Source organism: Staphylococcus sp. IVB6214, assembly GCF_025558585.1.
GTDB lineage: Bacteria > Bacillota > Bacilli > Staphylococcales > Staphylococcaceae > Staphylococcus.
The window spans coordinates 1,700,235-1,727,154 of the sequence record NZ_CP094723.1; the positions used below are offsets into that span (position 1 = coordinate 1,700,235).

At 39.6% G+C, this 26,920-nt stretch carries 18 protein-coding genes, 6 tRNA genes and 3 rRNA genes; 2 read left to right on the forward strand and 25 right to left on the reverse strand.

Annotation, left to right across the window (positions count from 1 at the left end; translation table 11 throughout):
* Positions 1–2: 2 nt before the first annotated feature.
* A complete protein-coding gene (locus tag MUA51_RS08375; protein ID WP_262559347.1) occupies positions 3–1,304 on the reverse strand; it encodes a pyrimidine-nucleoside phosphorylase in 1,302 nt (433 codons plus the stop codon).
* Positions 1,305–1,834: 530 nt separating this feature from the next.
* On the opposite strand from MUA51_RS08375, the gene deoD reads away from it, so the two are divergent.
* Positions 1,835–2,545: a purine-nucleoside phosphorylase gene (gene deoD / locus MUA51_RS08380; RefSeq protein ID WP_262559348.1), complete on the forward strand. Its 711-nt coding sequence runs from the start codon at positions 1,835–1,837 to the stop codon at positions 2,543–2,545.
* A 71-nt stretch (positions 2,546–2,616) separates the two neighbouring features.
* Here deoD and rbsK read toward each other — a convergent pair whose 3' ends face one another.
* From rbsK to MUA51_RS08410, 6 genes are all read right to left on the reverse strand, one after another.
* Complete coding sequence (rbsK, locus tag MUA51_RS08385) at positions 2,617–3,504, reverse strand: ribokinase (RefSeq protein ID WP_262559349.1); 888 nt, start codon at positions 3,502–3,504, stop codon at positions 2,617–2,619.
* Between the two features lie 15 nt (positions 3,505–3,519).
* Positions 3,520–3,903, reverse strand: coding sequence for a thiol-disulfide oxidoreductase DCC family protein (locus MUA51_RS08390; RefSeq protein WP_262559350.1), 384 nt, complete (start codon positions 3,901–3,903; stop codon positions 3,520–3,522).
* A gap of 119 nt (positions 3,904–4,022) precedes the next feature.
* Complete coding sequence (gene nhaC, locus MUA51_RS08395; RefSeq protein WP_481906531.1) at positions 4,023–5,387, reverse strand: Na+/H+ antiporter NhaC; 1,365 nt, start codon at positions 5,385–5,387, stop codon at positions 4,023–4,025.
* A 228-nt stretch (positions 5,388–5,615) separates the two neighbouring features.
* The gene (locus MUA51_RS08400) at positions 5,616–6,980 is read right to left on the reverse strand and encodes an EVE domain-containing protein (protein ID WP_262559352.1); all 1,365 of its coding nucleotides are present in this window, start codon (positions 6,978–6,980) and stop codon (positions 5,616–5,618) included.
* 131 nt (positions 6,981–7,111) lie between these two features.
* The gene (locus MUA51_RS08405) at positions 7,112–7,342 is read right to left on the reverse strand and encodes a hypothetical protein (protein ID WP_262559353.1); all 231 of its coding nucleotides are present in this window, start codon (positions 7,340–7,342) and stop codon (positions 7,112–7,114) included.
* 28 nt (positions 7,343–7,370) lie between these two features.
* Positions 7,371–8,069, reverse strand: a complete 699-nt coding sequence (locus tag MUA51_RS08410; protein ID WP_262559355.1) for a FadR/GntR family transcriptional regulator — start codon at positions 8,067–8,069, stop codon at positions 7,371–7,373.
* Positions 8,070–8,278: 209 nt separating this feature from the next.
* On the opposite strand from MUA51_RS08410, the gene MUA51_RS08415 reads away from it, so the two are divergent.
* The gene (locus tag MUA51_RS08415; RefSeq protein ID WP_262559356.1) at positions 8,279–9,148 is read left to right on the forward strand and encodes a hypothetical protein; all 870 of its coding nucleotides are present in this window, start codon (positions 8,279–8,281) and stop codon (positions 9,146–9,148) included.
* A gap of 51 nt (positions 9,149–9,199) precedes the next feature.
* Here the strand turns inward: MUA51_RS08415 and MUA51_RS08420 are convergent, their stop codons facing one another.
* From MUA51_RS08420 to MUA51_RS08505, 18 genes are all read right to left on the reverse strand, one after another.
* Positions 9,200–10,057, reverse strand: a complete 858-nt coding sequence (locus MUA51_RS08420; RefSeq protein ID WP_262559357.1) for an HAD family hydrolase — start codon at positions 10,055–10,057, stop codon at positions 9,200–9,202.
* Between the two features lie 85 nt (positions 10,058–10,142).
* On the reverse strand, positions 10,143–10,919 hold the full coding sequence (locus MUA51_RS08425; RefSeq protein WP_262559358.1) for an ABC transporter ATP-binding protein: 777 nt from the start codon (positions 10,917–10,919) through the stop codon (positions 10,143–10,145).
* Between the two features lie 347 nt (positions 10,920–11,266).
* Positions 11,267–12,580 carry an ISL3 family transposase gene (locus MUA51_RS08430; protein WP_262559359.1) on the reverse strand — a complete coding sequence of 438 codons (1,314 nt, stop codon included), beginning with the start codon at positions 12,578–12,580 and terminating at the stop codon, positions 11,267–11,269.
* Between the two features lie 225 nt (positions 12,581–12,805).
* Positions 12,806–14,608 (reverse strand): glutamine--fructose-6-phosphate transaminase (isomerizing), encoded by a 1,803-nt coding sequence (gene glmS / locus MUA51_RS08435; RefSeq protein ID WP_262559360.1) that lies wholly within the window; start codon positions 14,606–14,608, stop codon positions 12,806–12,808.
* Between the two features lie 532 nt (positions 14,609–15,140).
* Positions 15,141–16,490, reverse strand: coding sequence for a phosphoglucosamine mutase (gene glmM / locus MUA51_RS08440; RefSeq protein ID WP_262559361.1), 1,350 nt, complete (start codon positions 16,488–16,490; stop codon positions 15,141–15,143).
* Positions 16,491–16,513: 23 nt separating this feature from the next.
* Positions 16,514–17,446, reverse strand: a complete 933-nt coding sequence (locus MUA51_RS08445; RefSeq protein ID WP_262559362.1) for a CdaR family protein — start codon at positions 17,444–17,446, stop codon at positions 16,514–16,516.
* Entirely contained in the window at positions 17,447–18,253 is an 807-nt protein-coding gene (gene cdaA / locus MUA51_RS08450) for a diadenylate cyclase CdaA (protein ID WP_095117555.1), read from the reverse strand.
* 81 nt (positions 18,254–18,334) lie between these two features.
* Positions 18,335–19,240 (reverse strand): arginase, encoded by a 906-nt coding sequence (gene rocF, locus MUA51_RS08455; RefSeq protein WP_262559363.1) that lies wholly within the window; start codon positions 19,238–19,240, stop codon positions 18,335–18,337.
* A gap of 393 nt (positions 19,241–19,633) precedes the next feature.
* Positions 19,634–19,706, reverse strand: a tRNA-Lys gene (locus MUA51_RS08460).
* A 3-nt stretch (positions 19,707–19,709) separates the two neighbouring features.
* Positions 19,710–19,784, reverse strand: a tRNA-Gln gene (locus MUA51_RS08465).
* Positions 19,785–19,788: 4 nt separating this feature from the next.
* Positions 19,789–19,872: transfer RNA gene (locus MUA51_RS08470), tRNA-Tyr, on the reverse strand.
* A gap of 16 nt (positions 19,873–19,888) precedes the next feature.
* Positions 19,889–19,964 (reverse strand) — tRNA-Val (locus tag MUA51_RS08475).
* Positions 19,965–19,971: 7 nt separating this feature from the next.
* Positions 19,972–20,043: transfer RNA gene (locus MUA51_RS08480), tRNA-Glu, on the reverse strand.
* Between the two features lie 4 nt (positions 20,044–20,047).
* Positions 20,048–20,122: transfer RNA gene (locus tag MUA51_RS08485), tRNA-Asn, on the reverse strand.
* Positions 20,123–20,135: 13 nt separating this feature from the next.
* Positions 20,136–20,250 (reverse strand): 5S ribosomal RNA (rrf, locus tag MUA51_RS08490).
* 75 nt (positions 20,251–20,325) lie between these two features.
* Positions 20,326–23,250: ribosomal RNA gene (locus MUA51_RS08495) — 23S ribosomal RNA — on the reverse strand.
* Positions 23,251–23,766: 516 nt separating this feature from the next.
* Positions 23,767–25,317, reverse strand: a 16S ribosomal RNA gene (locus tag MUA51_RS08500).
* Together the 16S, 23S and 5S rRNA genes with 6 tRNA genes alongside form the textbook arrangement of a ribosomal RNA operon.
* A 517-nt stretch (positions 25,318–25,834) precedes the next feature.
* Positions 25,835–26,899, reverse strand: a complete 1,065-nt coding sequence (locus MUA51_RS08505) for an Mrp/NBP35 family ATP-binding protein (protein ID WP_262559364.1) — start codon at positions 26,897–26,899, stop codon at positions 25,835–25,837.
* Positions 26,900–26,920: the final 21 nt, after the last annotated feature.

Consider the following 26,920-nt stretch of genomic DNA (forward strand, 5'->3'; position numbering starts at 1 on the left):
ACTTATTTTGTAATCACTTCGTGAATTAATGTAGGTGTTTCTCCACGATCACTAATTGTGATATTATCATATAATTTTTCTTTCACTTGTTCAACATCTTCTTGGTTTGCATAAATTGTTAATAGTGATTCGCCTTCTTCAACTTTGTCGCCAACTTTTTTATTTAATACAAGACCTACAGCTAAGTCAATTGTATCTTCTTTTGTTTGACGGCCTGCACCTAACATCATAGAAGCAATACCAATTTCATTTGCAATCATTTCAGACACAACACCAGATTGTTTAGCTGGCAATTCGAACGTGTATTTCGCAGTTGGTAACTTAGATGGATCATCTACAACAGATGCGTCTCCACCTTGATTGCTCAAGAAAACTTTGAATTTTTCAAGTGCTTTACCGTTCTCAATGACACCTTTTAACAATTCACGTGCTTCATCTAATGTCTCAGCTTTTTCAGCTAATACGACCATTTGAGAGCCAAGTGTTAAAACTAATTCTGTTAGGTCTTCTGGTCCTTCACCTTTCAATGTGTCAATTGCTTCTTTCAGCTCAAGCGCATTACCAATAGCACGACCAAGTGGTTGGCTCATATCAGAAATAATCGCCATCGTGTTACGTCCAACTTGGTTACCAATTTTTACCATTGCGTTTGCCAGTTGTTCAGCATCTTCAACTGTTTTCATAAATGCACCGTTACCCGTCTTAACATCTAATACAATCGCATCTGCACCTGCAGCAATCTTCTTACTCATAATTGAAGATGCAATTAATGGAATTGAGTTGACCGTACCTGTTACATCACGTAGCGCATAGATTTTTTTATCAGCAGGTGTTAAGTTCCCTGTTTGACCGATAACTGCAAGATGATCTTCATTTACTAGCTTAATAAACTCATCTTCAGAGATTTCAACGTGGAAGCCTTCAACCGCTTCTAATTTATCAATCGTGCCACCTGTATGACCCAATCCACGACCACTCATTTTTGCTACTGGAATTTCTAATGCAGCCACTAATGGTGCTAGCACAAGTGTTGTTGTATCACCGACACCACCTGTTGAGTGCTTATCTACTTTGATACCATTTATATCAGAAAGATCGATTTGATCACCAGATTCTACCATTGCCATTGTCAGGTCTGCACGTTCCTCATCAGTCATATCTTGGAAGAAAATCGCCATCGCTAAACTCGACATTTGATAATCAGGAATATCACCATTCGTATATCCGTTCACAAAAAACTTAATCTCTTCCGTTGTCAATACTTCTCCGTCTCGCTTTTTTGCGATAATGTCTACCATTCTCATGATTATTCTCCTCTTCTCTATTTACATTTAAACAATATATTTAAATATCATTTATTTTGTAAGCCTTTTCTATTTCATTATAAACGATTATATTTCATTTGATAAATAATTCGTGTTATAAATCGGAAATATTTTGATTAAGCCCCCCTAAGAGATTGTGAGAGAAGCGATTAGAATTTGAGCAGAATCCGAGCGATGCGTAAAATTGCTTTTTGATTTTATCGAATCGTGAAATTCTGTCGAGAATTCTGCTTCTCGAACACTGACATCACGAGGTTGTGAAAAGAGTGATTAGGGATTGAGCAGAACCTAAGCAATTCTTAAAATCGCTGGAATTACGACGTTCTGCCGAAAGCCCTGCTTCTTGAACACTGACATCACGAGGTTGTGAGAGAAGCGGTTATAATTTGAGTGGAGGTGTTTAATTCGTTCTTCATTCTTCTAGTAACTCTAATCGACATTTCAGAGTAGGTCTGTTATCTTTAAAGTAATCCAATATAAAAATAAATGATTTTAAGGAGCTGTTTGTTATGACACAAGGTACACCACATATTCAACCAAATGGAACAAAAATTGCTAAAACGGTTTTAATGCCGGGAGATCCATTGCGTGCAAAATATATTGCGGATAACTTCTTAGAAAATGTAGAACAGTTCAATGATGTACGTAATATGTTTGGTTATACAGGCACATACAAAGGGAAGGAAGTCTCTGTGATGGGTTCTGGTATGGGGATTCCAAGTATCGGTATCTATTCTTACGAGTTATATAACTTTTTCGATGTAGACACAATTATTCGTATCGGTTCTTGTGGCGCAATGCAAGAAGACATTCAACTTTACGATATTATCATTGCACAAGGCGCATCAACGAACTCAAACTTTGTTGATCAGTATCAAATCCCAGGTAACTTCGCACCACTAGGTGATTTTGACTTAATTGTTAAAGCAAAAGAAAAAGCTGATGCAATTGGCGCACGTACTCATGTTGGGAATGTCTTATCTTCAGACACATTCTACAATGCAAATGCTGACTTCAACCAAAAATGGATTGATATGGGCATCTTAGGTGTAGAAATGGAATCAGCAGGACTCTACTTAAATGCAATTCAAGCAGGCAAAAAGGCATTGGGTATCTTCACAGTTTCTGACCATTTATTACGTGATGAAGCAACAACACCTGAAGAACGTCAAAATTCATTTACTCAAATGATGGAAGTAGCACTTGAAATCGCTGAATAATTCACTCTTATAAAATGTTTATCCCCACAATCATGGTGTCATGCCATGATTGTGGGGATTTTTTATTTCTCTTATTTATTCAGTGCCGCATCAACCGCTTCACGTGTGGGAATACCACCTTGTGCACCTAACGCAGTTACCGCAAAGCTAGATGCCATATTGGCAAACTGTATGGCTGTTTCAAGTGATTGTCCTTCACTCAATGCAACTGCAAGCGTACCGTTAAATGTGTCACCTGCACCAGTCGTATCTATCACATCACATGGGTAAGCAGGTACCATTTGGCGTGTTTGATCGAAATACGTCGCACCTTCTGCGCCAAGTGTCACTATCAGTTGATTTGGATATTGTGCTAACGCATCGTCAATTGATGCACCAAACAATTGCTGACACTCACTTGCATTCGGTGTCAAATAAGTCACCTTATTTAATAAATGAATATCTATTGCACGGTAAGGTGCCGGATTTAATATCACTTGCAACCCCAATCGAGCGGCTTCATCAATCACCGCTTCAACTGTTTCAGCTGGTATTTCTTGTTGCATCACAATGATGTCGCCCTTTTCAAACTGCTGTAAAATAGGCAATACAACTTCAGGTATCATTTTATTGTTTGCTGCAGGTACGACAATAATGCGATTATCTTGTTCATATAATGTAATGTGCGCTGTTCCAGAGTGTTCTCCTTCAATGATTTGCATATAATCTACATTGACACTATGTTGTCTAAAATTATTAAGAATCGTTTGTCCAAACGCATCATCACCTACTGCACCAACGATGTAGACATCTCTGTCACGTTTCAAACGAGCAGCTGCCACTGCTTGGTTTGCGCCTTTTCCCCCCGGCGCCATATATAAAGTCTCTCCTAATACCGTTTCACCTTGATCAGGTATCACTTGCGTCTGTACTGTTAAATCCATAGACGCACTTCCGATGACAATAATTTTATGTGTCATAGTTACTTATCCTCGCTATTCTATAAAAAATGACTTTTCATATTCGGTAGGTTCTACCCATGTTGTTGACCATAATTTATCACGATTACTAGCAAATGTACGGTAACCTAAGTTACGTATTGGCTTAGGGACAAGCCATAATAAAAGTGCAAACCATTTGTACCCACCTAACGCCCGTAACATATGTACGATAGCTGTTGATTCAAAAGTAAGCTCTTTTCCACGTTGTAACACAACACTGTTTTTCTTTGTAACACCTGATTGCTGTGCTTCTAATACTTGACCCGCCTTGCCCTTCAGCGGTGCGAATTGATAGCTTCTCGGTAATCCATGACGAATTAACCATATCGCATAGTTATAACAATACACACATTTATGATCATAATAAATAATTGGCATTATACTCACCTCAACTTTATTTTAACGTTTCTCTAAAAAGATAGAAAAGAATTCCACTCAAAAAAATTGTGGCCAGCAAAATATATTATTTGCTGAACCACAATTGTCTATATTATTTCTTATTCCAATGCTTGTTGTTGTTGGAAATAGACCTTTTCTTCTTTTGTTAATTGAATGATTTTGAAGCCGATAAAACCATAAATAATTGAAATAATAGGAACGACATAATTCAAAATCGCAAATGGTGCATACTCAATCACATGTACATTTAGTGTTGTTAAGATGAACACACCACATGTATTCCAAGGAACAAAAACAGATGTTAATGTCCCACCATCTTCTAGCGCACGTGATAAGTTTTTCGGATGTAGCCCTTTATCAATAAATGTTGAAACGTACATACGTGATGGTACAATAATTGAAATATATTGTTCTGAACAAGATAAATTCGTACCGAAACATGAAATGATCACGGATGCAATCAGCGTACCTGTATTTTTAGCAAACTTTAAAATAACTGAAATTAAGGCTTTCAACATTCCTGAATACTCGAGTAGTCCACCAAATGTCATCGCAACAAGTGTCAATGAAATGGTATAGAACATCGACTCGAGACCACCACGATTGAACAACTCATCAATTGTTTTATTGCCAGATTCTAACACATAACCTGTCTGCAATGACTGAACAGCTGTTGCTAAAGAATCACCTTGTACAAAGATTTGTGTAAAGAAACCAAGTACAATACCTAACACGATAGCTGGTATCGCTGGCACTTTCAACGCAACTGCAATAATGACAATGAGTGGTACAAGTAATAACCATGGAGAAATAAAAAACGAATCATCAATGGCATTCATAATGCTATCGATACGTCCACGATTCAAATGATCACTGCCATACATCTGTCCTAAAACGAAGAATACAACCAAACTGATCACTAACCCGGGTATTGTTGTATAAAACATATGTTTGATGTGATCGAATAAATCAACGTTTGTTAACCCTGAAGCTAAGTTCGTCGTATCAGATAACGGGCTCATCTTATCACCGAAATATGCCCCTGAAATAACCGCACCAGCTACCATACCTGGTGACAATCCCATACTAATACCAATCCCCATTGATGCAACACCTACTGTTGCCATTGTCGACCAAGAACTTCCGATTGCTAATGATACGATACCACAGATCACAACAACGACTGCTAAGAAATACGTTGGTGAAATCAGTTTTAAACCATAATATATCATTGCAGCAACGACACCGCTACCAATCCACGCACCGATGATCAAACCGACCAGCATGATGATCACTACGGCAGGCAATGCATGTTTGATCCCCTTGTACATCATCTCTTCTACTTCTTCCCATTCATAACCGTGAAACATCGTCACAATTATTGCGACAGTTGTTCCAATGAGTAAAGGAATATGCGGTGCTTGTTGCAGCTTTACCACAGTAAAGAGCATTGCAACAATCATAATGCTAAGCGTCAATAGTGCATACCAAACATTTATCTCTTTCTTATTACGTTTCTTAATATTCAATTTTAACCTCTCCCCTTCACTTAAAATGCAAGCGATTACAAATATCATACTATGACTCAATTTCTTCTGCAAGAATTTTCGGAATATTTGATATCTATACGATTATATTGATGTAAAAAAGAAGTCTCGCTTACTTTGGATAAACGACACTTCTTCATATAATTATTTTTTAGCTTGAATAATACGTGTATATTTCAACATTTGTTGCGTGTATGTTTCTTTCACTTCTTGAGGCGTTAAGTATGTCACACCGACAATATGCCAATTAGGATTGAAACGATAAAATGAATCCTTATCACGACTCCATTTAATCATACTGCCATCCTTGTTATAGCGTGGCAACGTCATCTCATAACCTTCTAACACATTGATGTACGTCTGGAAAATATCTGGATCAATGCGTTCAAACTGATCGACAACTAAATATTGTCGGTCTGATTTTGGCATTAATTCAGTAATAAACCCTTCACGATAATATAATGCTCCTGCCTCATTCGGCAAATATCGACCATACAACATCTCTTCAGAAAAATCTGGATGGCCGACTGTCATCACAGGTGTCGCATTCGCTTTCTCTACTAGAGAAGTCGCTGCTTTGAGACCTTCTGTTTTATCATCAGCCAATAATAGAATAAACGGCTTTACATCCTCTTCCTTAGGCAACTCATAATCAGCTTTCACAGTTTCAAACTGTCCTTTGAGACCATCATTTTCACTCATCTCCATCATCGCATGATACTGCGTTGGTGTTAAGCTCGCAATAGCTTGCTTCGCATTTTCTTGTAAGAAATAGAGATTTTTAAGTTTGGGATGTTTATTTAATGTCATCAAACTCATCGGATGAATATCTTCAAGATAACGTATCTCAATCGCTGTACTATTCGTTCTTCCTGACTCAGGCGGGCGCGTATGAATATGATGTGAAACTTCTGCACGCCCTACAATTGATTGATTCATATATTTGTTATACACCACAATCTGGTCGCCAACTTCAAGCTGTGTGTAGTGATGATAGCCATTTCGCTTAATGCCATTACGCGTATGTGTATAAATCGTATACGTTTCACCCGGTTCAAACGTTTCTGTTTCAGCCATAAAGAAATAACGTGGGATCGTAACGTCCCCAGTCCCAAGTCCTTTTATTAATTCGAACTCATCATAAGAAATTTTGTTGAACAGTGTCTCTTTCATATTGTTCATGCGAAATTCTAGCGCTTCACTACGCTTTAAATACTCTGTTGTTAAAGGCTTGAATGTTTCATTAAACTTAAATTGAACGTGAATTTTATTCTGTGCACCTGTTGTGACACTGATGATTTCACCCCATCCAAGTAATCCGGCATCTGTTTGCACTTGATAAAAGATAACTTTATCTCCTACTTGTGCTTGCTTAAATGCACGAAATCCTTGCGTCGGATTGAATTGTGCACCTGATTCAAAGACAGTCGTTTGTCCTACTAACGGTTCATTGTGATTCCATCTGTTATAACCACAATTTAGCCAAAAGTAATTAGTTTCTGCAGCCATGGTATATGATTCTCCTTCACCACATAGTTATCTTGTTCATTATAAGTGTTTATAGTTTAAACAACAACAGATTTTCTAGAGTTTCTTATGCGTGTATAATAAATTATGTCCAGTTCACAGACATACAATCTTTAAACTATTTGCATCAATCCAGCGATTACTGGAAAAGCATTAATTAAAATGCCACCTAACTTTAGCATATGACTAATATCAGAGTTGGGTAATGTCCATAAAGTCGCAATTATTCCCAACATGCCAATTATGACTGGAAATACGAGCGACGGGAAAAGTGGCACTTCAAAAAATATACAAGCGCCTGACAAAATGCCACAAACAAGCGCAATATACAGTCCGATTTTCAATAAAATCCCTCCTTATGACTGATACACATCAATCGACAATATAATGATCAATTAATGTTTGGCGAACTTCTGCAAGATGACACGCCATATTTTTCATCGCTTTTTCACCATCTTGTTGCTGAATAGCTTCCAAAATTACTGTATGCTCATGAAAAAGTCGTTCCATCGTTTTTTGACGATTATATAAATAGATGTGACGTGTTCCCTTCATTGTTTGTTGAATCAAATCAGAAATATTGTGTAATAGTTCGTACAACAACTGATTATCTGATGCTTTCGCAATCGTTAGGTGAAAACGTAAATCCGCTTCTTCCCCAGATTCACCTGAATGAATCGCATTGCGCATATCAGCGAGCGCACGTTTCATTTCTTCCAACATTGCATCTGTCCGACGTTCTGCCGCAAACTGTGCCGTCGACAGTTCGACCACTTCACGCAACTCCAAGATTTCTTTCACTCTTTTAGGCGTCAATGACTGTGTAATAAAGTCAAAGAGCTGTGGCGTTTTCTGTTTAACAAACGTACCGTAACCATGTTTCATTTCAATTAAACCGATAATTCGTAATGCATTTAATGCTTCACGCACGGAGGCATTACTCACCCCAAAATCTTCCGCTAATTTTTGTATTGATGGAAGACGTTCTCCTTCTTTTAACACACCACTTTCTATTTGTTCTATCAATCTATTTGCAATTTGCTCATAAATTTTAGGGCGTGATATTTTCATTGTGATCCTCCTTATAACGATCCTGTTAAATTAATGAATATTGCATCTAAAACATGATTCATTTTCTTACTAATGTTATAACACAATTAATCTATTCATGCGATAAAACATCACAGTATTAAAATTTAAGACACTTCTTTTATCATATTAATTTGCAAATGAGCGTGTTTTTGATATCGTTGAGTATATGTCGAAAGGAGTGCTCACCTTTGTTTAAATTTACAAGATTATTTTTAGAACATACAAAGTTACAGCGAAAAAAATTATATAGTATGAACCTAGTCAATTTCCTATTGATGCTAATACTTTTAAGTCTCTCAGTATTACCGATGGGACTCGTATTTAACTTATGGGCAATGGCTTTCTTTACAGGACAAAGCAATACATTGTCGCTCATATTGGTGACGCTGGGCGCATTGCTGTTAATTGCATTGATCTTCTTAATGATTACCTTCCCACTCTTCATTGGAACGATTCGTGCGATGTACCAAGCGATTACACAACAAACCACACTTAAATGGTCTGTGTTGTTTAGTACTTTTAATGGGAAAATATGGCGTAAAAGTCTTCTAGTTGGTCTTGTTACCTCTCTATTCTTACTTGTGTTAGTCATTATTGATTACTTTATTACAATGGGCTTACGTCAACTCTTAAAGTCTCTTGTATCAAGTAACTTTACTGAAATGATGGTCTTATTTGTTATTGCTGTTATTTCTAGTATTGTTTCATTATTTATTGCGATTTTTATCATCAATTTCATCACAGCATTTGTTAAAAATCCCGATCATAAAATTCGTCATAATATTAAAATCGCATGGACAACAATCAAAAATGGTCAAAAAACATTTTTACCATCCTTTATCGGACTTTACCTATTAAATCTTATCTTACTTGTCTTTGCAGGTCCTGTCTTTTATGGCATTCAAATGAGCCAAGCACATATTTCACAAAATCTTGCCTCAATTATTACCGGTGTTGTGAGTGCTATATTCTTTATTATTCGTTATACTGTTTATTTCTTTATGCTCGGTACAATTATCACGTACTTTCATCATCAAGGACGTAAAAACGTATCCTAACACATAATATAAACGTAAGTGTCGTTTAACCATAAACGCACTTACGTTTTTTTATTTATTCATTAAATGTTCAATGAGAAATCGTGCTGCACCATCTTCATTATTAGTCACTGCGGTTTCATACATTGTTAATGTTTTAATTGCATCACTCGCATTTTTCATCGCAACTGTCACGCCACCAACTTCAAACATCGTTCGGTCATTATCACTGTCACCCATCACAAGCGTCTCAGAAATATCAATATTGAAATGTTGACACATCTCCTGAATACCTGTCCCTTTATTGACCTGATAAGCCATCGTTTCTACATTGTTCGGTGTTGATTGTGAGACTTCAATTTTCAACGTATCTATTTGTGACTTAATCGCTTCACGAAACGCAGCAATTTTTTCCAAATCAGGATGGAATAAATAAATTTTGGAGTAGCTCAATCCTTCTGGAAATGTATTTTGCCATGATAACTTCGCTTCAACCGCTTCTTGTCGAGACAACCATTCACTTGTCCCTACTGATTCGGGTTGTTCGCCTTCAATAAGTTGTAACATCCATGTGCGATCTTCGGTTAACGCAAAACGTGGTTGATTGAACGGAAATACTTCATAATAAATGCCTGCATCTTGTGCTTGTTGAACGATTGCACGGACACCTTTATCTGATAAACCATGTTGAAATAACACTTCTTCTCCGATATGACCACTCGTACCATTAGATGAAATAATGCCATCAAAATGTAATGTATCAGGGATCAACAATGAAATCTCTTCCTTTGCCCGTCCGGTTGCTAAAAAGACTTTGTACCCCGTTTGTCTTAATCTTGAGATAGCTTCTGATGTCTCATCACTTGCGCGGTTATTCTCACGTAAAATTGTTCCATCCATATCTAAAAATATTGCCTTCACTTGTTGCATTATTAACGATCCTTTCCACATTGTTCTTAATATCTATACATATAAAGTGTGTCATCTTCTCATACGAAAATCAATCAATACCTATTTATAATCGAATCAGTTGGTACCTTCCTTTTTGATGCTCTAACTGCACAGGCATTTCAAATAATTGTGTAAGTGTTTGACTCGTCAAAGTATGCTGAAGTTCACCACTTTTTTGTACCTTTCCTTCATTCAATAACAAAGCATGCGTAAAGTCTGCGGTCACTTCTTCCACAACGTGCGTGACATAAATGACAGCCAACTCTTTATTATCATCTTGCAAATTCACAATCATATCCAACAGTTGTTCACGTCCCACGTAGTCCAACCCATTACACGGCTCATCTAATATTAACAAACGTGGACATGTAACAAGGGCACGTGCTAACAAGACACGTTGTTGCTCTCCAGTTGATAACTGCCCAAAGTAACTTTCTTCAAAATGTGACATGCCAAAGCGACACAATACTTGTTGTGCCTTTTCTATTTCCTGTTGTGTTGGTGTTTGATATACCCCTATCGATTTGTATATACCACTTAAAACAACATCTCTGACTAATTCACCTTCCGCAAATCGATCACGTAAACTACCCGAAACATAGCCGATTTGTTCTCGAACCCGGTATGCGGAGTATCCTTCATGTCCGGGCTTCATACCAAATAGACAGACTTCTCCTTTGGATGCAAAATCATAGGCAGTTATGACATTTAATAACGTACTCTTACCGGCACCATTCATACCATAAACTAACCATTTTTCCCCCGGTTGAATCTGCCATGAAATATTATGCAGTAGTTGTTTGCCACCTTTTACCTTAGTCATATTGTTTAATTCAATCATCCAGACCACCCCTATGTTTAAAAAAGGAAGTCCATTTTTTGTGGTGGGCAGATAATAAAAAGTAACTAATTTTATTTTTAACTTAATCATAACATGTAGTCATCTCTACATTCATTTAAGCGTACAGTTTAATTATTAATTGTGCGCTTTTTCTATACCATCATTTCTTTAATACTCGCTTGCCAAGGCGCCTCACTTCAACTAATTTTGGCTTTATTGAATAAAAGAAGCCAAAATGGATTTTCCGTTCGGCTTGTTGCCTTAGGTGTCTCGTATTAGAAATGATTTTAGATACACATCTCTAAGTGTGTTAGGACATATTAGATAGCGATTACTACGTAATATATTTATGCAGCGTTATTTATTAGTAAACTATCCTTTTTACGTCGTTGATATAGCTTAAAAATAATCAGTATCCTTGCCTTGAAGTTATTAAAGTTTCGATAGCCATATGATACACGTTTAATAAGCTTAATTTTATTATTGATACCTTCAATCGCTCCATTGTTTAACTTAGGGTGTTTAATTGTTGAATAAAGGATATACTCGTATTTTTTATAGAACCGAATGACACGCCAAACACCACGTGATACATGCTTCTTTTCAACACTCATTAAAGTTTCTTTGAAACGTAACCAATCACATTGTTTTAATGCTTCTCGAAGGTGATGAACTAACATATATGTGTCATAGAGCTGCTGATCAAGATTTAATAGATACTCTAAAATATCTCTTGATGTCGTATACGTTTTGAAGGACTTCGACCAAAAGTATTCATAGCTGTTGATATCTTGTCTGTCAGAAAGGAAAAGTTTCCAGTGTTTTTTCATTTTCGTGTAATCTGTTGATGACTTATAGCGACAAGTATTCATTATAGAAATACGTTGCTTATTAAGTTCACGGTTAAGGTGCTGAACAATGTGAAAACGATCAAAGATTAAAATCGCATTCGGGAATACTTCATGAATGAAGTTAATGTAGGGTTCATACATATCGGCTGTGACCGTTTTGACAGCTAATCGTTCACGACGATCAAAACGATAGAAGTACTCTTTAAGTTTGTGAATACGTCTATCTTCTAAGATATCGATAATCTGATTCGTTTCATTATTTATAAACAGAAAACTCATCGCTGTTGTCACATTTTTAACGCTTTTAAATTCATCTATGGAGAGATGTTTAGGCAATCCAGATGAAGGTTTTACTATTAATGATTGTGAGATATGGTGAATACATCTCTTAACTGTGCTTGGTGAAACACTACAATCATTAGCAATGTCTATCTCAGACTGTACACGTGTGAGTTTGTCCTGAATCGCTAATTTCACACGATTAGTAATAAAGCAATTACTATCAACAATGTTTGTTTGAGCCGTAAAAGTCTTTAAACAATGTAGACACTTAAAGCGTTCTTTCGCTAAATTAAGATAAACATTAGACTCTTGAGATTTTAATAGTGTTAAACGCGAAACACGTTTACCGTGCTTATGTATTTGTCCGTCATTGACACAACCACACTTCATACATGCCTTTGGTGTATAAGAAAGTGTTCCATAAACAACCGTAGAAAGCTGACCACGCACTTCTACATCTTCTTCCACTTTAAGAACTTGAATATTTTCATCTTTTATTTTTAATAGTTTTAATATATCATTACACATAGGCGCATCATGTCTCCTCTCATTTTTTGTTTAGGCACTTAAAATTATAGAGGCATGAGCGCTTTTTTTGTATCAAAATGATTTAAAAAACAAAAAAGGGCGGGACAGCAGTTCATGCCATCCCACCACAAAAGATTAAGACCCTTAAAAAACGACTGACTTCACAATTGAGGTGAAATCAGCCGTTTGATATTAATTATATGTTTGTCATTTAAAAACCGCAGCTTATTCTACTGTTACAGATTTCGCTAAGTTACGTGGTTTGTCCACATCTAAGTCACGATGAAGCGCAGCATAGTACGAAATCAATTGTAATGTAATCACTGAAACTAATGGCGTTAATAATTCATGAACGTGAGGAATCACATATGTGTCTCCTTCTTTTTCAAGGCCTTCCATTGAAATAATACTTGGACGTGCACCACGTGCAACGACTTCGTTCACGTTACCACGAATTGATAAGTTCACATGACTTTGTGTTGCTAATGCAATGACTGGCGTGCCATCTTCAATTAATGCAATCGTACCATGTTTCAATTCGCCACCTGCAAAACCTTCCGCTTGAATATATGAAATCTCTTTTAATTTCAATGCGCCTTCCAAGCTGACATGATAATCAAGGGCACGACCGATGAAGAATGCATTACGTGCTGTTTCAAGGAAATCTTTTGCAATTTGTTCCATTTTCGGTGCATCATCAACGATTGTTTCGATAGCGGCTGTTACTTTCGCTAGTTCAGGCAATAAATCCACGCCTGTTTCACGACCACGTGCTTCTGCTACAACTTGTGCTAAAATTGCTAGTACTGCAATTTGTGCTGTGTACGCTTTTGTTGAAGCAACTGCAATCTCAGGACCAGCATGTAGCAACAACGTATGATCCGCTTCACGTGATAACGTTGAACCTGCTACGTTAGTGATCGTTAATGAACGGTGACCTAGCTTCGTAGTTTCAACGAGTACTGCACGGCTATCTGCTGTTTCACCTGATTGTGAAATGTAGATGAATAATGGACGTTCAGATAGTAATGGCATATTGTACACAAATTCCGATGATACGTGCACTTCTGTTGGTACGCCTGCCCATTTTTCTAGATATTCTTTTCCGACTAGACCTGCATGATAGCTTGTACCCGCTGCAATGATATAGATACGGTCTGCTTTTTTAACGTCTTCAATAATTTTCGAATCCATATTCAAGCGACCTTGTTCATCTTGGTAAGCTTGAATAATGCGACGCATCGCTGCAGGTTGTTCGTGAATCTCTTTCAACATATAGTGATCATAGACACCCTTTTCAGCATCAGATGCATCGATTTCAGCTGTATAGCTGTCACGTTCAACGATATTTCCTGCTAAATCTTTAATAGTTACTTGATCACGTTGTACGAATACGATCTCTTGGTCTTTTAATTCTTTGTATTCACTTGTAATTTGAATCATTGCTAACGCATCAGATGCAATTACGTTAAAGTTATCACCAATACCTACTAGTAACGGAGATTTATTTTTTGCAACATAGATTGTATCGTCGTCTTCACTGTCTAACAAACCTAAAGCGTATGAACCATGTAATAATGAAATCACTTTTGTAAATGCTTCTTCTGTATTCATACCTTGATTCGCAAAGTATTCTACTAACTGTACGATAACTTCTGTATCTGTATCTGACACAAGTGTTACTTCTGGAATATAAGTGTCTCTCAACTCTTCATAGTTTTCGATAACACCGTTGTGTACAAGTGTAAAACGCTCACTTGTTGATTGATGTGGGTGAGAATTTTCATAACTTGGGACACCGTGTGTTGCCCAACGTGTGTGACCGATCCCAACTTGGCCATCAATATCATCGTCTGCTGCTTTGCGCAACTCAGCAATACGGCCTTTTGCTTTCGTTACAGTAACTTCATTGTCGTCACGTGTTGCAATTCCAGCTGAGTCGTAACCACGATATTCTAACTTTTCAAGTCCATTTAATAAAATTTCTTTTGCTTTTTCATAACCAATATATCCTACAATTCCACACATATTTTTTCCTCCATATTAAAAGAACGGTACATCCAGCTATCTTGATATCATATGCATTCTGTTTAATCCATCATAATATCAATAACACTCGTGTATCGTTTTGCTTATTATTCGTAAATTTTTGGCGATCTTATTAACTTTGTCCAAAAGGTTACCCTTTTGTTTTAATTAATAAGCTACGAATGAGCCACATCCGGGATAGCATCCGCCGATCTGATTCGATCACTATCCTCCTCGTCTACAAGTATATACATTCATCTCTTAATAAACTCTGTTTAGCCTATCAATCTACAATGAACGACAATCACTTGTACTGGCGCTTTAATTAACTACAATACTACCCTCCTATCAGTACACAATATATTTTATTTTACACTGTTCAAAACTTCCAATGCAAATAAAAAATGCTAATTATATTAAAAACCTGATAAAAATACTCTTGTTTTATTTTAATAACCACTACCATACAGTGTCAACAGCATACAAAAAAGAAACCCGCTATCTTCAATTAGATCACGGATTTCTTAATCGCTTATAAGCCCATTTTTTCTTCTACAACATCTGCAATCGTTTGTGCAAAACGAACAGCGTCTTCATCTGTTTTTGCTTCAACCATGACACGAACAAGTGGTTCTGTACCAGATGGGCGAACTAAGATACGTCCTTCCCCATTCATCTCCGCTTCAACACGGTCCATGACTTCTTTGACATCAGCGTTATCTTCTACGCCATATTTATCAGTGACTCTTACGTTCACAAGTGATTGTGGGTATTTTTTCATTTGGGCAGCTAACTCACTAAGTTTTTTACCTGTACGCTTCACAACAGCCGCAAGTTGTACGCCTGTTAATAAACCGTCACCTGTTGTATTATAGTCCATCAACACGATATGACCTGATTGCTCGCCACCTAAGTTGTAATTACCACGACGCATTTCTTCTACAACGTAACGGTCGCCAACTTTTGTTTTATTTGATTGAATGCCTTCTGCTTCTAAAGCTTTGTAGAAACCTAAGTTACTCATCACCGTAGAAACAATCATGTTATCATTTAATTCTTGGTTTTTCGCCATTTCTTGACCGATGATGAACATAATTTGGTCTCCATCAACGATATTTCCTTTTTCATCCACAGCAATTAAGCGATCTCCATCACCATCGAAAGCCAAACCAAAATTACAACCTTCTTCAACAACCTTATTCGCTAAAGGTTCTGGGTGTGTGGATCCAACACCTTTGTTGATATTGTATCCATCTGGACTGCATCCAATTGTCACTGTGTCTGCTTCAAGATCACCAAATAAGAAAGGTGCAAGAGAAGCTGTTGAACCGTTAGCTCCATCTAAACCAATCTTCAATCCTTCTAAGTTTACTTCGATTGTTGACTTCAAGAAACTTAAATACTTTTGTGCGCCTTCAAAGTAATCTGATGTATGTACGATCTTAGAACCAACTGGTCGTGGCAATTCTGTCGTTTCATCATCCAATAAAGCTTCAATTTCTTGTTCTTGCGCATCTGTTAGCTTGAAACCATCTGAACCGAAAAACTTAATACCGTTATCGGCAACAGGGTTATGAGATGCTGAAATCATTACACCTAATTCGGCTTCCATTTCACGAGTTAAATACGCAACTCCTGGCGTTGAGATAACGCCTAAGCGCATCACTTCTGCACCAATTGATACAAGCCCTGCAATTAACGCGTGTTCTAACATCTCCCCAGATACACGTGTGTCTTTCCCCACTAACACACGTGGGTGTTCTGTGTGTGCGTTATGTGCTAAGACATAGCCACCGTATCTTCCTAATTTAAACGCTAACTCTGGTGTTAACTCTTGGTTGGCTACACCTCTGACACCGTCTGTCCCAAAATATTTACCCATAATTCATATCTCCTTTATATTATTCATTCAACGGATATCGTAGCTGTGACATCTGCTGGTTTCGTGTAGGATACTTGATCTGGTAAATCTAACTTCACTGACCTTGTTGTAGTTGTCGATACGCCATTAACATCTACTTCTCCAGATATTTTATCGATGTCTTCCAAAGCTTCTCGATTACCATAAAGGTCAATTGTTGATTTATCCAAGGTCACATCACTCACCTTAAAACCGTCAGCAGCTGTGCCTTTTTTCGTCAAATCAATCTTCACTTTTTTATGATACGGTTCAACATCCACTGTTACATCGACAGTTGAAGGAACCACTTGCACATCCAACTTATTCATATTTTTATCAAAAACAGCGACATTTGCTTTAGCAGTTGTTTTTTGGGTGATTTGAAAATCTTCTCTTAAACTTGCTTTAGCAAATGCGATTCGATCCAATTGTTCTTTTCCACCGATGACTTTCACCGTATGATTTTTAACAGTTGCTTCGGAAACTTGGTAATTTGGATCAACTGCATATCGACTAATATTTGGCTCGATTGCCACTTCTCGTGATTCTTTCTTCTCAATAGAGAGTGTTGCTTCTTTAGGATAGACACGATAATTAATATCTCTGTCTAAACCTCGCACTTGAAATGCAATCGTTTGTTCCCCTGTACTGGCATCTGTCGCATCTAACGTGACTTTGTAATCTTCAACTTTTGTTGCTTGTAACACTTTAGATTGTGGACCATTCAACTCAACATCGACTGTATCTGGTGCCCCTGACACATAAAGGTCTTTGTTGTTATTGATCACTTCTACTGGTACATTTTTAATCGTCTTGTGTCCATCTTTGGCAATGTTATCCGTAGTAAACGAATCGCCTAAAACATTGTTTACCGATAAAAACAGCAGTAGTGCCAATATTAACGCAAAAAAGCGCAAGCCCCATTTAGACTCTAACATCTAATTCACACCTTTCTTTACAAAGTGTGTTCCAAACCAATGTTCAGACAGTAATTCTTCAAAAACTTCGACCGAAATATCTTTACGCAACTTGCCATCAAAAGTAACGGATATCGAACCTGTTTCTTCTGAGACGATGACAGTGAATGCATCGGATACTTCTGAAATACCAACAGCTGCGCGATGACGAGTCCCTAGACTTTTAGCAATTTTCGGACTATCAGACAACGGCAAATAACTTGCTGCAGTCGCAATCTTATCTCCTTGAATAATCATCGCACCATCATGTAACGGAGTATTCGGAATAAATACATTCGTCAATAACTCTTGTGAAATGTCCGAATGCATTGGAATTCCCGTTTCAATATAATCCTGTAATCCCGTTTCTTTTTCAAAAACAATCAAAGCTCCGATACGGCGCTTCGCCATATATTGAACGGCTTTTGATACGGCATCAACAAGTTTTGGTACTTCTTCATAAGATGTTGTCGTATAGCGTTTAAAGAAGCTGCCACGCCCTAATTGTTCAAGTGCTCGTCTAATCTCAGGTTGGAAGATAACAATGATTGCTAAAAAGCCCCATTGCATCGCCAAATCAAACATTCTTGAAGTTGTTGTCAGTTGTAGATATTCACTGACGGCTTTCCCGATTAAGATAAATAATATCCCTTTTAATAATTGAATCGCTTTCGTTCCCCTAAAGACTGCAATCAATAGGTAGATCACATACCAAACAATTAATAAATCTAGAATACCAGTAACAACTTCAAGCGTACTTAATTTTTCAAAGAGATTTGAAATATGCATAGCATCTCCTCCGGTAATCTATTCCCATAAAATCTATTATAACAAGGATAACAGTCACTTGTCATATATCATTTGTGAAGATTATAATAATGTTTCACCGAAGAATGATCCCAACAATGCTACCGCTTGTTCTGCCGTATGATTGCCGTTGTCTAATAGTGGATTTACTTCTACTAAATCCAACGAAGTAATCAAACCTGATTGCTGTAATAACTCTAATGCGAAGTGGCTTTCCCGATATGTTAGACCACCAGATACTTTCGTACCAGTTCCAGGTGTTTCGTTTGGGTCTAGGGCATCTACGTCCAATGACAAATGGACACCATCCGTACGTTCTTTTAGATATGCTATCGTTTCAGAAATCACTGTCTTAATTCCTAACGCATCGATATCTGCCATCGTATACGTTTTAATATTATGCTTTTTAATATATTGTCGCTCACCATAATCTAAGTCACGCATACCAATTAACACAATACGATCGGGTGAGACTTTAGGAGACGTACCACCAAGCTGTACGAGTCGTTCATCTCCTTCACCTGCAAGAATGCGGAGAGACATCCCGTGTACATTGCCAGATGGTGATTCTTCAGGAATATTCAAATCACCGTGTGCATCATACCAAATCACACCGAGTTGATCATAATGAGCACTTACACCTGATACAGAACCAATTGCCAATGAGTGATCTCCACCGAGTACAACTGGAAAATGACCTTGTGTGATACTTTCTGACACCTTATCCATTAATGTTTTATTGTAAGCGTAAATTTCATCATAATTTCTCAGTCCTGACGTTTCAGCTTGTAATTTTTCAACACTGACTTTTGGGACAGAAATATTCCCACTGTCTAGCACTTCATGACCAATTCTTTGAAGTCTTTCAACAACCCCTGCATAACGAATTGCATCTGGACCAAAGTCCACTCCAAATTTTCTTTGACCAAATAATACTGGTGCCCCTATCAGTTCTATCTTTTTATTCATATATAATCCCCCTTATTTTAGATCGTACTTGATTACCCCATTTTAGATCGTACTTGATTACCCCTTGAATACATCAAGCACATCATTGTCAGAATAATCAAGCAATCGAATAAAATCAAGTATTTATAGGCTCACTTTTATATATTTTAATAGTTTCATTCATTTTGACTTTCATTTTTAGTATTTTTAATATATCATTACACATAGGCGCATTATGTCTCCTCTCAATTTTTGGTTTGGTCACTTAAAATGATAGAGGCATGAGTGCTTTTTTTGTATCAAAATGATTTAAAAAACAAAAAGGGCGGGATAGCAGTTCATGCCATCCCACCACAAAAGGTGAACATTTGTAAAAACTCAAAAACCCTACCTCGATTGAGATAGGGTTAAAAGTGAGCCATAGAGGATTCGAACCTCTGACCCTCTGATTAAAAGTCAGATGCTCTACCAACTGAGCTAATGGCTCATATGGCTGGGCTAGCTGGATTCGAACCAGCGAGTGACGGAGTCAAAGTCCGTTGCCTTACCGCTTGGCTATAGCCCAAAGATGGTGGAGGGGGGCAGATTCGAACTGCCGAACCCGAAGGAGCGGATTTACAGTCCGCCGCGTTTAGCCACTTCGCTACCCCTCCGCATATAAAATTAAAATGGTGGAGAATGACGGGTTCGAACCGCCGACCCTCTGCTTGTAAGGCAGATGCTCTCCCAGCTGAGCTAATTCTCCAAAAAAGTGACCCCTACGGGACTCGAACCCGTGTTACCGCCGTGAAAGGGCGGTGTCTTAACCGCTTGACCAAGGGGCCTTAATGGCTCCACAGGTAGGACTCGAACCTACGACCGATCGGTTAACAGCCGATAGCTCTACCACTGAGCTACTGTGGATTAATAAGAGATTACCTGGCACCGTCCTACTCTAGCGGAACGTCAGTTCAACTACCATCGGCGCTAAAGAGCTTAACTTCTGTGTTCGGCATGGGAACAGGTGTGACCTCTTTGCCATTGGCACCAGATAAAATTGAATGTTATACATTCAAAACTAGATAGTAAGTATATCATTTACACAAACAAAACCTTGTGAAAAAATTTTGATTAAGTCTTCGATCGATTAGTATTCGTCAGCTCCACGTATCACTACGCTTCCACCTCGAACCTATTAACCTCATCATCTTTGAGGGATCTTATAACCGAAGTTGGGAAATCTCATCTCGAGGGGGGGTTCATGCTTAGATGCTTTCAGCACTTATCCCGTCCATACATAGCTACCCAGCTATGCCGCTGGCGCGACAACTGGTACACCAGAGGTATGTCCATCCCGGTCCTCTCGTACTAAGGACAGCGCCTCTCAAATTTCCTACGCCCACGACGGATAGGGACCGAACTGTCTCACGACGTTCTGAACCCAGCTCGCGTACCGCTTTAATGGGCGAACAGCCCAACCCTTGGGACCGACTACAGCCCCAGGATGCGATGAGCCGACATCGAGGTGCCAAACCTCCCCGTCGATGTGAACTCTTGGGGGAGATAAGCCTGTTATCCCCGGGGTAGCTTTTATCCGTTGAGCGATGGCCCTTCCATGCGGAACCACCGGATCACTAAGTCCGTCTTTCGACCCTGCTCGACTTGTAGGTCTCGCAGTCAAGCTCCCTTATGCCTTTACACTCTTTGAATGATTTCCAACCATTCTGAGGGAACCTTTGAGCGCCTCCGTTACTCTTTAGGAGGCGACCGCCCCAGTCAAACTGCCCGCCTGACACTGTCTCCCAGCACGCTAAGTGCTGCGGGTTAGAAATCCAATACAATTAGGGTAGTATCCCACCAATGCCTCCACGTAAGCTAGCGCTCACGCTTCTAAGGCTCCTACCTATCCTGTACAAACTGTACCGAATTTCAATATCAGGCTACAGTAAAGCTCCACGGGGTCTTTCCGTCCTGTCGCGGGTAACCGGCATCTTCACCGGTACTATGATTTCACCGAGTCTCTCGTTGAGACAGTGCCCAAATCGTTACGCCTTTCGTGCGGGTCGGAACTTACCCGACAAGGAATTTCGCTACCTTAGGACCGTTATAGTTACGGCCGCCGTTTACTGGGGCTTCGATTCGTAGCTTCGCAGAAGCTAACCACTCCTCTTAACCTTCCAGCACCGGGCAGGCGTCAGCCCCTATACGTCACCTTACGGTTTAGCAGAGACCTGTGTTTTTGATAAACAGTCGCTTGGGCCTATTCACTGCGGCTCTTCAGAGCGTGAACCCTAAAGAGCACCCCTTCTCCCGAAGTTACGGGGTCATTTTGCCGAGTTCCTTAACGAGAGTTCGCTCGCTCACCTTAGAATTCTCATCTTGACTACCTGTGTCGGTTTGCGGTACGGGCACCTATTTTCTAGCTAGAGGCTTTTCTCGGCAGTGTGAAATCAACGACTCGAAGAAACGTGTTTCTTCTCCCCATCACAGCTCAATCTTTACGAGTGCCGGATTTGCCTAACACTCAATCTCACTGCTTAGACGTGCACTCCAACAGCACGCTTCGCCTATCCTACTGCGTCCCCCCATCGCTTAAAACGAATTTAGGTGGTACAGGAATATCAACCTGTTATCCATCGCCTACGCCTTTCGGCCTCAGCTTAGGACCCGACTAACCCAGAGCGGACGAGCCTTCCTCTGGAAACCTTAGTCAATCGGTGGACGGGATTCTCACCCGTCTTTCGCTACTCACACCGGCATTCTCACTTCTAAGCGCTCCACATGTCCTTGCGATCATGCTTCAACGCCCTTAGAACGCTCTCCTACCATTGTCCTACGGACAATCCACAGCTTCGGTAATATGTTTAGCCCCGGTACATTTTCGGCGCAGTGTCACTCGACTAGTGAGCTATTACGCACTCTTTAAATGATGGCTGCTTCTAAGCCAACATCCTAGTTGTCTGGGCAACGCCACATCCTTTTCCACTTAACATATATTTTGGGACCTTAGCTGGTGGTCTGGGCTGTTTCCCTTTCGAATATGGACCTTATCACCCACATTCTGACTCCCAAGTTAAATTATTTGGCATTCGGAGTTTGTCTGAATTCGGTAACCCGAGAGGGGCCCCTCGTCCAAACAGTGCTCTACCTCCAATAATCATCACTTGAGGCTAGCCCTAAAGCTATTTCGGAGAGAACCAGCTATCTCCAAGTTCGATTGGAATTTCTCCGCTACCCTCAGTTCATCCGCTCACTTTTCAACGTAAGTCGGTTCGGTCCTCCATTCAGTGTTACCTGAACTTCAACCTGACCAAGGGTAGATCACCTGGTTTCGGGTCTACGACCAAATACTCATTCGCCCTATTCAGACTCGCTTTCGCTACGGCTCCACATTTTCTGCTTAACCTTGCATCAGATCGTAACTCGCCGGTTCATTCTACAAAAGGCACGCCATCACCCATTAACGGGCTCTGACTACTTGTAAGCACACGGTTTCAAGTTCTCTTTCACTCCCCTTCCGGGGTACTTTTCACCTTTCCCTCACGGTACTGGTTCACTATCGGTCACTAGAGAGTATTTAGCCTTAGGAGATGGTCCTCCCAGATTCCGACGGAATTTCACGTGCTCCGCCGTACTCAGGATCCACTCAAGAGAGGTCACGTTTTCGACTACAGGATTATTACCTTCTATGATTAACCTTTCCAGGTTATTCGTCTAACATGTCCTTTTGTAACTCCGTATAGAGTGTCCTACAACCCCAACAAGCAAGCTTGTTGGTTTGGGCTCTTCCCGTTTCGCTCGCCGCTACTCAGGGAATCGATTTTTCTTTCTCTTCCTCCGGGTACTAAGATGTTTCAGTTCTCCGGGTCTGCCTTCTTACATGCTATGTATTCACATGTAGATAACACGACATAACTCGTGCTGGGTTTCCCCATTCGGAAATCTCTGGATCACAGCTTACTTACAGCTCCCCAAAGCATATCGTCGTTAGTAACGTCCTTCTTCGGCTTCTAGTGCCAAGGTATTCACCGTGCGCCCTTAATAACTTAATCTTTGTGATGTTTTGGCAATCGCTTGCATTCGGCTTCATTTCTTTCTTCGCTTGCTCAGTTACGTGTAGTAATCTTCGCTGCGCTCATCAAGAAATTCATAGACTGACAAACGTTTTCAAAACATCATCTGTCTACCGAATTTACGACACCAACATCCACCAGTTATTAATTATGTGAGTCGTCATTTGACGACTAGCGATAATTTTTTTAGTTTCAAGCTTTCGCTATTCACTCGGTTTTTGCTTGGTAAAATCTTTTATACTTACTTATCTAGTTTTCAATGTACAAGTTTATTAAAATGGCAAGCCTTCACATTCTGCTTCATTTCTCTCTTCACTTGCTCAGTTACGCTTAGTAATCTTCGCTGCGTTCATCAAGAAATTCATAGACTGACAAATGCTTTCATTTTAATTTTTATTTTGTTGAATCCTCAAATATGAGCATTCAAAACTGAATACAATATGTCACGTTAATCCGCTTATCACCTGAAGGTGATATTCCGTATATTATCCTTAGAAAGGAGGTGATCCAGCCGCACCTTCCGATACGGCTACCTTGTTACGACTTCACCCCAATCATTTGTCCCACCTTCGACGGCTAGCTCCAAATGGTTACTCCACCGGCTTCGGGTGTTACAAACTCTCGTGGTGTGACGGGCGGTGTGTACAAGACCCGGGAACGTATTCACCGTAGCATGCTGATCTACGATTACTAGCGATTCCAGCTTCATGTAGTCGAGTTGCAGACTACAATCCGAACTGAGAACATCTTTATGGGATTTGCTTGACCTCGCGGTTTCGCTGCCCTTTGTAATGTCCATTGTAGCACGTGTGTAGCCCAAATCATAAGGGGCATGATGATTTGACGTCATCCCCACCTTCCTCCGGTTTGTCACCGGCAGTCAACTTAGAGTGCCCAACTTAATGATGGCAACTAAGCTCAAGGGTTGCGCTCGTTGCGGGACTTAACCCAACATCTCACGACACGAGCTGACGACAACCATGCACCACCTGTCACTTTGTCCTCCGAAGAGGAAAACACTATCTCTAGTGCGGTCAAAGGATGTCAAGATTTGGTAAGGTTCTTCGCGTTGCTTCGAATTAAACCACATGCTCCACCGCTTGTGCGGGTCCCCGTCAATTCCTTTGAGTTTCAGTCTTGCGACCGTACTCCCCAGGCGGAGTGCTTAATGCGTTAGCTGCAGCACTAAGGGGCGGAAACCCCCTAACACTTAGCACTCATCGTTTACGGCGTGGACTACCAGGGTATCTAATCCTGTTTGATCCCCACGCTTTCGCACATCAGCGTCAGTTGCAGACCAGAAAGCCGCCTTCGCCACTGGTGTTCCTCCATATCTCTGCGCATTTCACCGCTACACATGGAATTCCACTTTCCTCTTCTGCACTCAAGTTTTCCAGTTTCCAATGACCCTCCACGGTTGAGCCGTGGGCTTTCACATCAGACTTAAAAAACCGCCTACGCGCGCTTTACGCCCAATAATTCCGGATAACGCTTGCCACCTACGTATTACCGCGGCTGCTGGCACGTAGTTAGCCGTGGCTTTCTGATTAGGTACCGTCAAGACGTGCGCAGTTACTTACACGTTTGTTCTTCCCTAATAACAGAGCTTTACGATCCGAAGACCTTCATCACTCACGCGGCGTTGCTCCGTCAGGCTTTCGCCCATTGCGGAAGATTCCCTACTGCTGCCTCCCGTAGGAGTCTGGACCGTGTCTCAGTTCCAGTGTGGCCGATCACCCTCTCAGGTCGGCTACGTATCGTCGCCTTGGTAAGCCGTTACCTTACCAACTAGCTAATACGGCGCGGGTCCATCTATAAGTGACAGCAAGACCGTCTTTCACTATTGAACCATGCGGTTCAATATGTTATCCGGCATTAGCTCCGGTTTCCCGAAGTTATTCCAGTCTTATAGGTAGGTTACCCACGTGTTACTCACCCGTCCGCCGCTAACGTCAGAGGTGCAAGCACCTCGTCTGTTCGCTCGACTTGCATGTATTAGGCACGCCGCCAGCGTTCATCCTGAGCCAGGATCAAACTCTCCATAAAAGAAGTAAGCTTGATTAGCTCGTTTTGATTGTTTAAGTCAATCACTCTTGAAAGTACTACTCTGAGCACTCAAATTATCGGAATTAACGTTGACATATTGTCATTCAGTTTTCAATGTTCATCTTCAGTTGAACTAAGTTTTGATAACTTTAGTTTGTTTCAAGACTTAATCAATCATAAATCATTTTAAAAACTTTATCAATAGTAATTTTTACACTATCGTTATGTTTTTTGATTTATTCTTGTTCGTCGTTTGTGCGTCTTTAACATCTTAACAAGTGATTTATTTGTTGTCAACCATAAAATAAAATTTATTTTTTATTTTAGATTTATATGAACTCTCGCTCACAAGAAATTATTCTACTGCCTTTACAACAAAAAATCAAGTCTCATTTTTAATTTTTTTATATTTTTATATTTCACATCTCACGTCACAATACGACAACAATGCTAACACATAATAAAAAGCCAGAAAAGATGCTATTCCAGCACCTTTCCTAGCCATGATATCTTCATATTACTTCGCTGTTTTCTCAATGATTTTGCGTGCAATAGATTGATAGATTTCACCTAATTTGTCTTCTGGCTGATAAATAGATGGTGCAAAGTCTACTGGTTTCCATGAAGGTTGTTCTAATGGTAATTGGCCAAGAAGATCTGTTTGTAATTCGTCCGCAAGCTTTTGACCGCCACCTTGACCGAATACATATTCTTTGTTACCAGTTTCCTTACTTTCAAAGTAAGACATATTTTCGATAACACCTAAAATAGAATGCTCTGTATGTTTTGCCATTGCACCTGCACGTGCTGCAACAAATGCTGCTGTTGGGTGCGGTGTTGTGACAATAATTTCTTTACTTGATGGTAGCATTGTATGAACATCAAGTGCGACGTCCCCTGTACCAGGCGGTAAATCTAGGATGAGATAGTCTAAATCTCCCCATTTTACATCAGTGAAGAAGTTCGTCAACATTTTACCTAACATTGGTCCACGCCAAATAACAGGTGCATTTTCTTCTACAAAGAAGGCCATTGAAATAACTTTAACACCATGATGCTCAACTGGAACAACTGTTTTACCCTCAATACCTGGTTTTTCATCAATCCCCATCATATCAGGTACACTAAAACCATAAATATCTGCATCGATTAGTCCAACACGTTTGCCTTCACGTGCAAGTGAGACAGCTAAATTGACAGCAACTGTTGACTTCCCAACACCGCCTTTACCTGAAGCAACAGCTATAAATTCTAAGTCATTGCCTTGTGCGATAAATTGTTCGATTGTTTGTTGTTCTTCTTCCTTGCTACCACGGTATTTTGATACAGTTTCTTCAGGTAATTCTTCAAATCGAATACCGACTGTTTTCGCACCGTTTTCTTTTAACTTTTCAACAATTTCCATTTGTAAATCTAATTGCGTTTGTCCACCTAATTGTGCCATCGCAACTTTAACACTCACATGCTCTTTCTCTTCTTTTACTGACACATCTATGACGCCACCTGTTTCACTCAGTGGCACATGAATAATTGGATCATTAATCTCTCCAACGAGTGTTTTCACTTGTTCTACTGTTAACACGGATGATCTCTCCTTTTGTAC

What these genes read in the sequence shown, in the direction of transcription:
- MUA51_RS08375 (WP_262559347.1), bottom strand. Translation starts at nt 1,304, where the DNA reads ATGAGAATGGTAGACATTATCGCAAAAAAGCGAGACGGAGAAGTATTG.
- deoD (WP_262559348.1), top strand. Translation starts at nt 1,835, where the DNA reads ATGACACAAGGTACACCACATATTCAACCAAATGGAACAAAAATTGCT.
- rbsK (WP_262559349.1), bottom strand. Translation starts at nt 3,504, where the DNA reads ATGACACATAAAATTATTGTCATCGGAAGTGCGTCTATGGATTTAACA.
- MUA51_RS08390 (WP_262559350.1), bottom strand. Translation starts at nt 3,903, where the DNA reads ATGCCAATTATTTATTATGATCATAAATGTGTGTATTGTTATAACTAT.
- nhaC (WP_481906531.1), bottom strand. Translation starts at nt 5,387, where the DNA reads ATGATTGTTGCAATGCTCTTTACTGTGGTAAAGCTGCAACAAGCACCG.
- MUA51_RS08400 (WP_262559352.1), bottom strand. Translation starts at nt 6,980, where the DNA reads ATGGCTGCAGAAACTAATTACTTTTGGCTAAATTGTGGTTATAACAGA.
- MUA51_RS08410 (WP_262559355.1), bottom strand. Translation starts at nt 8,069, where the DNA reads ATGAAAATATCACGCCCTAAAATTTATGAGCAAATTGCAAATAGATTG.
- MUA51_RS08420 (WP_262559357.1), bottom strand. Translation starts at nt 10,057, where the DNA reads ATGCAACAAGTGAAGGCAATATTTTTAGATATGGATGGAACAATTTTA.
- MUA51_RS08425 (WP_262559358.1), bottom strand. Translation starts at nt 10,919, where the DNA reads ATGATTGAATTAAACAATATGACTAAGGTAAAAGGTGGCAAACAACTA.
- MUA51_RS08430 (WP_262559359.1), bottom strand. Translation starts at nt 12,580, where the DNA reads ATGTGTAATGATATATTAAAACTATTAAAAATAAAAGATGAAAATATT.
- glmS (WP_262559360.1), bottom strand. Translation starts at nt 14,608, where the DNA reads ATGTGTGGAATTGTAGGATATATTGGTTATGAAAAAGCAAAAGAAATT.
- glmM (WP_262559361.1), bottom strand. Translation starts at nt 16,490, where the DNA reads ATGGGTAAATATTTTGGGACAGACGGTGTCAGAGGTGTAGCCAACCAA.
- MUA51_RS08445 (WP_262559362.1), bottom strand. Translation starts at nt 17,446, where the DNA reads ATGTTAGAGTCTAAATGGGGCTTGCGCTTTTTTGCGTTAATATTGGCA.
- cdaA (WP_095117555.1), bottom strand. Translation starts at nt 18,253, where the DNA reads ATGCATATTTCAAATCTCTTTGAAAAATTAAGTACGCTTGAAGTTGTT.
- rocF (WP_262559363.1), bottom strand. Translation starts at nt 19,240, where the DNA reads ATGAATAAAAAGATAGAACTGATAGGGGCACCAGTATTATTTGGTCAA.